Origin of the sequence: Streptomyces sp. AC558_RSS880, assembly GCF_019049255.1 — a bacterium.
Lineage (GTDB): Bacteria > Actinomycetota > Actinomycetes > Streptomycetales > Streptomycetaceae > Streptomyces.
In genome coordinates, this window is the sequence record NZ_JAGMUJ010000176.1 from 1 (window position 1) to 2,904 (window position 2,904).

The 2,904-nt window shown below is 67.4% G+C and carries 2 protein-coding genes and 1 pseudogene; 1 reads left to right on the top strand and 2 read right to left on the bottom strand.

From position 1 onward, the window contains the following. The coding region (locus tag KUM38_RS39200; RefSeq protein ID WP_308409152.1) for an ISL3 family transposase at window positions 1–800 on the bottom strand (800 nt) is incomplete at its 3' end. 499 nt (window positions 801–1,299) lie between these two features. Next, window positions 1,300–2,539 (bottom strand): annotated as a pseudogene (locus KUM38_RS39205) (IS256 family transposase). A gap of 228 nt (window positions 2,540–2,767) precedes the next feature. Here KUM38_RS39205 and KUM38_RS42660 point away from each other — a divergent pair. Beyond that, window positions 2,768–2,904, top strand: a 137-nt coding sequence (locus KUM38_RS42660) for a transposase (protein WP_374227131.1), incomplete at its 3' end; no start/stop codon positions are given.

Consider the following 2,904-nt stretch of genomic DNA (forward strand, 5'->3'; position numbering starts at 1 on the left):
GGATCAGGTAAGCCATCAGACCCAAGAACCTCCCTCCAAATTCTTCCCGACTGAATCGGGGATACGACAAGGCGCCTCATGGCGCACTGCCAGCGGTCGGCGACCTGTGTCGCCTGGGGTGCCCCGGCTGTGGCGCCTTCCGCGAAGAACGGCGCGCGGTCCCGGCAGACGACCTCGATCCCGGGTCGCTGCGCCAGCCATGCGGCCAGGCTGGACGCCTCCCGGTCAGGCAGCAGATCCACCGGCCGACGGGTCTCGACGTCGACGAGCACCGTGCCGTAGACCCGTCCTTTGCGTGTGGCGTACTCATCAACACCAACCACCCGCGGGGCCGGGACTTCGGGTTCGGGCAGTGCATCGAGCAGCCACAACACCGCGCTGCGGCTGATGGACACCCCGAGCGCCTGTGCCAGCCGGGCGCCAGCCCGGCCGGCGAGGGCGAGACCCACCGCAGCGAGAGTCGAACGTAACCGCTCCGTCCACCTGCTGTGCCGCCGGGTCAGTCCCGGCATCTGCTCAACGAACGTCCGCCGAGCACACGAAGACTCCGGACAGAAGAACCGCCGAACTTGCAGTCGGAGGACCACCAGACGTCCCCCACTCGGCACGTCCGCAGGAAACCGCAGGTAAGAGCTGTGCACCCGGGTCGACTCGCTCCCACAGCCCGGGCATGCCGCCCCGGCCGCCGTACTGTAGACGTCGATGCGTATCGCCTCGTGACTCACGTCCAGCGACAGCACCGACACGTCCGCGATGGACGGTAACAGCAGGCCCTCCAGGGGAGGCGACGTCTCTTCCACGACGCCGTACTGTCGACCGCACCAAAATCACTCTGGTCATTTTCAGGCAACTTCCCGAAACCCGATCGGAGCACCAGTCGTCACTCAGCGTGCGCGCATCACGGAAAGCGAGCCAGAACCGGAGGTCGTGAACAAAGCCATTCTCTGCCCTCCGGCCTTCTACAGTCCGGACGCCGGGTCGTCGGCGGCTGCGATCCGCAGGCATGCCCAGCCGTGGTCCTCCCCGCCGACGCGGGGGTGTTCCGGCGCACCGACTGATGCCCATCCGACCCGAGAAGCCCTCCCCGCCGACGCGGTCGTGTCCGTGGACATCCGATTGCGCAGACTCTCGCCCGGCCTTTTCGTCTTGTCTCTGCAATCGCCTGCTCAACGATGCTGCGGGATGAGGCTGCGCACGATGCGGCAGTATGCGCAAATCCGGTCGATGAGGCTGCGCAATGCTGGGTCATGTCCGCTGGAGTGGTGTATCGACGGCCACTCGGTGGTCTCGTCTTTGAGGCTATGCGGTGAGTTCAGTGGGCAGGGCGGTCTCGTCGGTTTCTGACTCGATCGGGTGGAGTCGGGCCTTGGCGAGGAGTTCGCGGCCCATGTAGCGGCGGGCTTCGGTCCACTCGTCGTTCTGCTCGGCCAGGACTGCGCCGATCAGGCGGATCACGGCCGTGCGGTCGGGGAAGATGCCGACCCACGTCGGTGCGGCTGGGGGCACCTCTCGCGGCGCAGCCGTGGGGGAGGATCTCCTTGTTCGGCTGTTCCTGCGGGTTGTTCGACCAGATCTGCCGCCAGATCTCGTGCTGTGCGGCGTCCAAGTGGGCCGCCGCTTTGGGGAACTTGGCTTCCAGCGCGTCCAGCACGTGTGTCATCTGAGCCTTCACCGCGTCGGTGTCGGGCTGTTCGAAGAGCGTCCGCAGCAGGGTTGCCACCCAGGGCTGGGCCGACTTCGGCACCTGGCCCAGCAGGTTTCTGGCGTAGTGGGTCCGGCATCGCTGCCAGGAGGCGCCGGGCAGCACCGCGCCGATCGCGTCGACGAGGCCGACGTGGGCGTCGGAGATGACGAGTTGGACGCCGGACAGGCCGCGGGCGATCAGGGAACGCAGGAAGGCGAGCCAGCCGGCGCCGTCCTCGGCGGTGGCGACGTCCAGGCCGAGGATCTCGCGGTGGCCGTCGGCGTTGACGCCGACTGCGATCAGCGCATGCACGTTGACGATGCGGCCGCCCTCGCGGACCTTCTGAGTGAGCGCGTCGACCCAGACGAACGAGTACGGGCCGGCGTCCAGGGGCCGGTTACGGAAGGCGGTGACCTGTTCGTCCAGGTGCTTGGCCATCGCACTGACCTGGGACTTCGACAGCTGGGTGGCACCGAGGGACTCGGCGAGTTTCTCGACCCGGCGGGTGGAGACCCCGAGCAGGTAGGCGGTGGCGACCACCGAGATCAGGGCCTGTTCGGCCCGGCGGCGGCGTTCGAGGAGCCAGTGCGGGAAGTAGCTGCCCTGCCGCAGCTTGGGAACGGCGAGCTCGACGGTGCCGGCGCGGGTGTCCCACTCCCGCGGGCGATAGCCGTTGCGGTGGTTGACCCTCCCGTCGCTGACCTGCCCGTATTCGGCGTTGCAGAGGGCGTCGGCCTCCGCCGACATGAGCGCGTCGGCGAACGTCTTGATCATCGCGCGCAGCAGATCGGGACTCGCCGCGCCGAGGTTCTCCTCCGCCAGGGCGTGCAGGGGCAGACTGTCGGGTGCGGTCATCGTGCTGGTCTCCTTCGAGCTTCGACATCTCGAAGATCAGCCGGTGGCCGTTCTCATATCCGGATCCTCACTCCGACGCCGGGCCAAACGCCCGGATCAGGTGGGAACCGGTACACCACTTCTCAGTGGGCGGTTCGTGAGGCTTTGAGTCGATCTGCTGTCGCCTGATGGTGTGGCTGCGGGGCGGAATCTGCCGGTCCGCGCTTGTTGATCTGGTGCTGTGACCGGGTGAGTGAACGCAAGCCGTACCCGAGCGACTTGTCGGATGAGCAGTGGTCGTTGCTCGAGCCGGTGATCACCGCGTGGAAGGACCGGCACCGCTCGGTCAGCGGCCACCAGGGCGCCTACGACATGCGGGAGATCGT